At 72.1% G+C, this 7,056-nt stretch carries 4 protein-coding genes; all 4 read right to left on the bottom strand.

Annotated elements, in window-relative coordinates; translation table 11 throughout:
- Positions 1-55: 55 nt before the first annotated feature.
- Positions 56-2,581, bottom strand: a complete 2,526-nt coding sequence (gene fxsT, locus PV350_RS42925; RefSeq protein WP_500338817.1) for an FxSxx-COOH system tetratricopeptide repeat protein — start codon at positions 2,579-2,581, stop codon at positions 56-58.
- 398 nt (positions 2,582-2,979) lie between these two features.
- Complete coding sequence (locus tag PV350_RS42920) at positions 2,980-3,561, bottom strand: dihydrofolate reductase family protein (RefSeq protein WP_500338815.1); 582 nt, start codon at positions 3,559-3,561, stop codon at positions 2,980-2,982.
- A gap of 197 nt (positions 3,562-3,758) precedes the next feature.
- On the bottom strand, positions 3,759-6,095 hold the full coding sequence (locus tag PV350_RS42915) for a xanthine dehydrogenase family protein molybdopterin-binding subunit (RefSeq protein WP_499512109.1): 2,337 nt from the start codon (positions 6,093-6,095) through the stop codon (positions 3,759-3,761).
- A 61-nt stretch (positions 6,096-6,156) separates the two neighbouring features.
- Positions 6,157-7,056: (2Fe-2S)-binding protein (locus tag PV350_RS42910; protein ID WP_500338813.1), on the bottom strand; the 900-nt coding region annotated here is incomplete at its 5' end.

Below are 7,056 nucleotides of genomic sequence, written 5' to 3'. Positions count from 1 at the left end.
ACCGCCTGCTGCGGTTGCTCTTACTTCCCACCTGGCCACTACTTCCTCTGGAACCTCACGTCCCAGTCTCCAGGTGTCCAACATCGAGGGGAAGCTTCAGGTTGCGGCTGCGGAGGGTGTCGGGGTGGTCTGGGCCCAGGATCCGTGTGCGGTCCTCAAGGGTCCGCCGGTGCAGTTGGACCGCCTGCGTGTACTCACGCATCCTGCCCAGGGCAAGGGCTAGGTTGTTGCGGCTGCTCAGGGTGTCGGGGTGGTCCGGGCCCAGGACCCGTGTGCGGTCCTCAAGGGTCTGCCGGTCCAGCTGGACCGCCTGCGCGTACTCACCCATCCTGACCAGGGCAAGGGCTAGGTTGCTGCGGCAGCCCAGGGTGTCGGGGTGGAGGGGGCCCAAGATCCGTGTGCTGTCCTCAAGGGTCCGCCGGTGCAGGTCGACCGCCTCCGTATATTCACGCATCGCGTACAGGGCGAGGGCGAGGTTGTTGCGGGTACTCAGGGTGTCGGGGTGATCGGGGCCCAGGACCCGTGTGCGGTCCTCAAGGGTCTGCCGGTCGAGGTCGGCCGCCTGCGCGTACTCACCCATCCCGGCCCGAGCAAGAGCGAGGTTGTTGCGGCTGGTCAAGGTGTCGGGGTGATCGAGGCCCAAGATCCGTGTGCGGTCCTCAAGGATCCGCCGGTGCAGGTGGACTGCCTCCGCATACTCACCCATCCCGAACAGAGCGCCAGCCAGGTTGTTGCGGGTGCCCAGGGTGTCGGGGTGATCGGGGCCCAAGATCCGTGTGCGGTCCTCAAGGGTCTGCCGGTCCAGGTCGGCCGCCTGCGCATACTCACGCATCCCCTGCAAGGCCCAGGCGAGATTGTTGCGGCAGCTCAGGGTGTCGAGGTGGTCGGGGCCCAGGATCCGTGTGCAGTCCTCAAGGATCTGCCGGTGCAGGTCGACCGCCTGCGCATACTCACCCATCCCGCGCAGGGCAAGCGCTAGGTCGTTGCGGCAGCCCAAGGTGTCGGGGTGGTCGGGGCCCAGAAGGCGGCGGTGTGTGTCTAGGAGTTGTTGATGTAGAGCGTGCGTGGGTGCGTAGGCGCCAGCGTCGTTGAGTACGTCGGCAAGAGTTGTAACTGTGTCGCGGGCGTCGGTAAGCGTCTCTGGGGCACTGGCTTCTAGCAGGAGCGGCAGGTGTGGGGCCAGGAGGCGAGCGGTGGGCCAGCCGGGGCGCCTGGCTCCCGCAACGTCGTGGACGGCTTCGGTCAGCCGGTCGGTCAGGGCTCGGTGCCACCGGGCGGGTTCGGTGGTCTCAGAGGTGAGCGCGAGGGCGCTGATTTCCCGGACCAGGGGATGCAGCACCACCTGGGAACTGTCCTCCTGTGCTACCTCCAGTGCGGTGGTGGGTTCGGGCAGACCAAGAAGGCCATAGCGGTGCAGACCGGCAAGTGCCGCCTCCAGGCCGACAACAGTGACCGCCTCACCTGTCACGGCCGTCAGCAAGCCAGGGGTCAGCAGAGACAGCGGGACGGGTGCCGGGGCCAGCAGGGACAGCACCCTCAACAGTGGGCGGGCCAGCAGGTTGCCCTCCGCCGTGAGCTGGTCGAGAGACACCTCCCAGGTATGACGCACCACAGTGCGAGCGACGTCCGGATCAGAAGCATCGGGGTGCTGCGCGCCCAGGAGCGTGGGCAGCTCAGCGTCCAGGGCCTGGCGGTATTGGTCGAAAGTTCGGTAGCGGCTGGTGGCCGTGGAGAGGTAGGAACCAGCCGCGTGCAGGGCCAGCGGAAACCCACCCAGGCGGCCCGCCAGCTCCCGGGCCTGCTCCGGAGTGCCGGCCCGCGGTGCCGCATCCAGCAGGACTTGGCCCGCGTCCGGAACGGCCAGCGGCTCCAACCGCAGCAGCTCTGCGAGCGGTCCCCAGGTCCGCGTGCTGGTGTCCCGGCTGGTCACCAGCAGCAGACCGCCACCGTGCGGGCGGATCCATCCCCGGTAGTGCGCCACCGACTCATCGCCGGGGCCGACCGCCTGCGGCTCGTCGACGTTGTCGAGCACCACCAACCACCGCCGCGAGGACTCCAGCTGCCGCCAGACCGCATCCGGCAAGTTCTCCTGCCCGGCCCGAGCCGACTCCAGATCCACCTCCGGAAGCCCACACGCCACCGCCACCTGTGTCAATTGCTGCGCCAGGTCCACGCCGTTGCGCCACCGCACCCAGAACACCGACCAGCCGTCTTCCTCGGCCAGGGCCGCGAGCTGCGCAGCCAGCGTCGTCTTGCCGAGCCCCCCGGCCCCACACACCACGACAAACCTGCCCGGCATCCGACGCAGCATCCCCGTCAGGAAAGCCAACTCCGCTTCGCGGCCGCGCACCTGTTCCACATGCTGGCGCCGCAGCGAGCCGTGCCGGAACCCGGCCAACCCGTCCACCGGCGTCAGCCGCACCGAAGACGCCCCGCCGTCCAGGCGCCGCCCCCAAAGCAGCAACCCAACGCTGACGACCACTAGCACCCCGAACACCGGCCACACCACCCACGCATGCGAAGCCCACCCCGGCACCGCCGCACTCGCATAGTTGGTTACCGGCCCCAGCACCGCCGTCACCAACGCGGCAGCACCCGCCACCCCCGACCCCACCCGTGCACCACGCCGACGCGCCATACCCACACCCCCGAGACCTCCGTTACACCGTGCCAGACACGAGAGCCCAGCACCACGAGTACTCAGACACTCGTAAGTGACGCCCCGAAGGTGAGCACCAGGGATAAGTCCCGCCCCCATGCGCCTCACGGGTCCGTCTCAGTTTCCGTCTCATTCACGGGCGTGCACCGGAGTTCACACGCGTCCGCAAGGAGTGAGCGGAACCACTCATTGGACCGGCGTGAACCCACCCGAACCGCCATGGCGGAAGTCCTCACCACTCCAGGCAAACCTGCAAATCGAGTTACGTGGGTTCGATTCCCGCCACGGCCTCTTCTGCCTTGACCAGGGAAAGGAAACGGTCAACGGCGCACCCGATAGCGCAGGTGAAGCACCCGGTTGCCCTGGATCGCCACGTCAGGATCCTCCAACAGGTGCTGCGCGTGGACCGACCCGAAGTAGCGCTTGCCGGACCCGAACACGACGGGTACGACGTCCATGCGCACCTCGTCGATCAGGCCCGCGGCAAGCACCTGGCCACCGACGTCGCCGGCGGCGACCTCGACCATGCGGTCACCCGCAAGCTCCTGCGCCTTGGCCACGGCTGCCCCGACGCCGTCGACGAAGTGAAACGGTGCCTCGGGGTCCCAGCCCTCGGGCGCCGGCCGGTGCGTCACGACGACCACGTGGTCGATCCCGCCCGGCGGCTTCCCGTCCCAGCCGTCCGTCAGGTCGAAGACGTGGCGGCCGACGATCGTGACTCCGATCCGGTCCCAGTACGGCCGGGTGTAGTCGTAGGACGTCTGCGACACCTTCAGCACGCCGCTCTCGTCCAACGGGACGTCACCGCTGGACAGCCAGTCGAACAGCGGTCCGGGCCGGTCGTTCTCGTCCGCGACGAAGCCGTCCACCGACACCGAGCTGTACATGACCACCTTGCCCACGGGGCTCTCCTCTGCCTTGGGGGTGCCCCAAATTAGCGTGTCGTGAGCTGTCGCTCGCGTGGCCGGGGCACTTTGCCCACACCGTGGTTCGCACTCGTCCACGAGCCACTGCACACCCCGCTCCGAGAACGGCCACGACCTCCACATGAAGGGCCCGGTCCGCACGGACCGGGCCCTTGATCGTGGATGGCGGGGCGTCAGCCCAGGGGGCGGGCCACCGCGTGCTGGGGGCGGATGGGCAGCCGGCTGACCGGGCGGCCGGTGGCCGCGCGGACGGCTGAGGCGACGGCGGCCGGGGAGACGACGACGGGGACCGCACTGGCGGCCTTGGCGCCGAAGGGGGCGAGCACGTCGCGTTCCTCGACGAGCCGGACCACGCGGATCGCGGGCGCGTCGAGCGCCGTGGGCAGCGAATAGCCGGTCAGGCTGGGCCGCTTGATGACGCCGCGCGGCGCGCGGAGGTCCTCCATGAGGGCCATGCCGACGCCCTGGGTGACCCCGGCCTCGATGCGGGCCAACAGCTGCGCGGGGTTGAGGATCCGGCCGACGTCCTGGGCGACGGCCATCTCCACGACCCGGATCGCGCCGAGTTCGATGTCGACGTCGACCACGGCACGCACGGCGCAGAAGGCGAGGCCCACGAAGGCGTCGCCCTGGCCGGTGTCGTCGAGCCCCTCGGTGGGGTGCGGGCGGCACTGGGCGGTGGCCCACAGCTCCTTGCCGGCCAGCTCCTCCTCGACGGTGGTGGAGAGCACCCCGTCGTACGAGGTGATCTTGCCGTCGGCGATGGAGAGCAGCTCCGCCGACATGCCGAACTTCCCGGCGAGCGGCTGCAGCAGCTGGGTGCGCACCATCTTGGCGGCGCGTTCGACGGCGCCGCCGGAGACCCAGGTGTGGCGGCCGCGCGCGGCGGCGCCGGCCGGGGGCTGGTCGGTGTCGGACGGCAGGACGCGGACGTCCTCGACGCCGAGCACCTCCTGCACGATCTGCCGGGCGAGGGTGGCGAAGCCCTGGCCGGTGTCGACGGCGGCGCAGATGACGGTGGCGGCGCCGTCGTGGACGCGCACGGTGGCGGTGGAGACCTCGTCGGTGCCCTCGGCGCCGAGCATGTGGACCATGCCGAGCGCGTAGCCCACGCCGCGGCGCACCGCGCCCGGCTCGCCGGCGCCCTCCAGGCCGCCGGGGAGCAGCCATTCGGACTCGTCGTCGTCCATGGGCAGCGGCGGCAGGTCGGTGTCGCGCACGGCCTTGAGCAGTTCGCCGACGGGCGCCGGGCAGGTGACCGTCTGGCCGGTGGGCAGCAGGTCGCCGGTGGCCATGACGTTGCGCATGCGGATCTCGGCCGGGTCCAGGCCGAGTTTGGCGGCGAGCTTGTCCATCTGGCCCTCGTAGGCCGCGCAGACCTGCATCGCCCCCTCGCCCCGGACGTGGCCCGAGGGCGGGTTGTTGGTGCGCACCGCCCAGCCCTCGACGAAGACGTGCGGCACGACGTAGGGGCCGGCGGCGAAGGCGACGGCCGCGGCCAGGGCGTCGGCGGAGGTGTCGGCGTACGCGCCGGCGTCCAGCAGCACCTGGGCCTCGACCTTGACCAGCCGTCCCTCGGCGTCCGCGTGGTGGCGGTAGCGCAGCAGCGTGGGGTGGCGGTGGCTGTGGCTGAGGAAGGACTCCTCGCGGGTGGCCACGAACTTCACCGGGCAGCCGGTCTTCAGCGCCAGCAGCCCGAGCGGGATCTGCACACCGGAGTCCTCGCGGTCGCCCATCGCACCGGGCACGCCGGTGACGACGACCTTGACGCGGTCCTGCTCCAGGCCGAAGCAGGCGGCGGCCAGGTCGCGGTCGGTGTGCGGGTCGGTGGAGGCGACGTACAGCTCGACGCCGCCGTCGGGGCGGGGCACGGCGAGTCCGGCCTCGGCGCCGACCGGGGCCGGGTCCTGGCGGCCGACCCGGTACAGGCCCTCGACGACGACCTCGCCGACGGCGTCCGGGTCGCCGAACTGCAGCGGGATGTGCCGGATCAGATTGCCGTCGGGGTGCAGCGGGGGCGCCGAGAAGGCCCGCTCGGGGTCGATGACGGGCTCCAGGACCTCGTACTCGACCTGGATGGCGGCGGCGGCCAGCCGGGCGGTGTCGGGGTGGTCGGCGGCCACGGCGGCGATGGCCTCGCCGTGGTGCCGGACGGTGTCCTTGGCGAAGACCGGACGGTCGGCGACCCGCCGGCCGTGCATCGCGTCGCCGGGGACGTCCTCGTGGGTCACCACGGCCCGTACGCCGGGCAGCGCGACGGCCTCGGAGGTGTCGATGGACAGGATGCGGGCGTGCGGGTGCGGGGAGCGCAGCACGGCCGCCCACAGCAGGCCCTCGGCCCACAGGTCGGCGGCGTAGGGGTACGTCCCCTGGGCCTTGGCCATCCCGTCGGTGGCGGGCAGGGACGCGCCGATGCCCTGCGGTGGGGACTGCTGTTCGGCGGCGCCGGTCGCGACCGTCGCGGGGGTGCCCACGGCCGGGGTGGCCGTCGCGGCGTCGGGGCCCGTCATCGCGCGTACCTTTCGCTGCCGCGAGGGGGGAGGTGGTGCCGGTTCAGGAGGTCCGGGGTGCTCACGCCGGGCCTCCGGAGGAGGGGCGCGGGTGCGGGACGCGGATGCCGTCGGCCGGGTCGCCGGCGGTGTCGTCCGCGGCGCCCTCCGCGGTCTCTTCGCGCTCGGCCACGACCTGGCGCACGGCCTCCAGGACGCCCTGGTACCCGGAGCAGCGGCAGAGGTTGCCGCTGATGGCCTGCCGGGTCTCCAGCTCGGTCGGGCTGTGGTTGCCCTCGAGCAGGTCGTGCACGGTCATCGCCATGCCGGGGATGCAGAAACCGCACTGCACGGCCCCGCACTCGGCCAGCGCGCGCTGGACGTCCGAGGGCCCGCCGTCGGCGGACAGCCCCTCGACGGTGCGGATGTCGCTGCCCGCGGCGGTCGCGGCGGGCACGAGGCAGGAGGCGACGAGGCGGCCGTCGACCTTGACCGAGCACGCGCCGCACTCGCCCTGCTCGCAGCCGTCCTTGGCACCGGCGAGGCCGAGGCGCTCGCGCAGCACGTACAGCAGGGACTCGCCGAGCCAGGCGTCGGTGACGGGCCGGTCGGTGCCGTTGACGTTGAGGACGTAGGAGTCCACCGGGTGCTCGCTGTGCGCGTCGGCGTCGGGCCCGTCGCCGGGCTCCTCGGCCGCCTCCTCCCCCGCCGGGGGCTCTTCGGCGGCGAGGTCCGCGCCGAGGTCGGCCGCGGGCTCCTGCGGGTGCGCGGTGTCCTCGCCGGGGGCGGGCTCGGACCGGAACTCCTCGGCGGCGCCGTCCGGCGCGGGGGCGGAGACGGGCGGGAAGCCGTACTCACCGGACTCGCCGGCGGCGCCGTCCGGGGTGAGGGGCAGCGTCCACTGGCCCGTGGCGTCCGCGGGGAGCGCCCAGCCGCCGTCCGCTGCGACGCCGGGGCGCGGCAGCGGAGGCGCGTGCGGGGC

The organism is Streptomyces sp. PA03-6a, assembly GCF_033792765.1.
GTDB lineage: Bacteria > Actinomycetota > Actinomycetes > Streptomycetales > Streptomycetaceae > Actinacidiphila.
The sequence above is the reverse complement of the archived record's forward strand: the minus strand, read 5'-3'. Positions and strand labels throughout refer to the sequence as shown.

Excerpts from the sequence above, each read along its gene's own strand:
- PV350_RS42915 (WP_499512109.1), bottom strand. The coding sequence starts at position 6,095 with ATGACGGGCCCCGACGCCGCGACGGCCACCCCGGCCGTGGGCACCCCC.